This window comes from Streptomyces sp. GbtcB6, from assembly GCF_019091475.1.
GTDB lineage: Bacteria > Actinomycetota > Actinomycetes > Streptomycetales > Streptomycetaceae > Streptomyces > Streptomyces hyaluromycini.
Window position 1 is genome coordinate 1 of record NZ_JAGXJL010000565.1, and the last position, 210, is coordinate 210.

The following is a 210-nucleotide window of genomic DNA, read 5'->3' on the forward strand; positions in this document are numbered from 1 at the left end:
TCTCACCAGGTGTGGCCCCCCTTCTCCCGAAGTTACGGGGGCATTTTGCCGAGTTCCTTAACCATAGTTCACCCGAACGCCTCGGTATTCTCTACCTGACCACCTGAGTCGGTTTAGGGTACGGGCCGCCATGAAACTCGCTAGAGGCTTTTCTCGACAGCATAGGATCATCCACTTCACCACAATCGGCTCGGCATCAGGTCTCAGCCT

At 55.7% G+C, this 210-nt stretch carries 1 rRNA gene; it reads right to left on the bottom strand.

Annotated features, from left to right (window positions below):
* Positions 1-210: ribosomal RNA gene (locus KVT45_RS56005) — 23S ribosomal RNA — on the bottom strand; the annotation flags it as partial.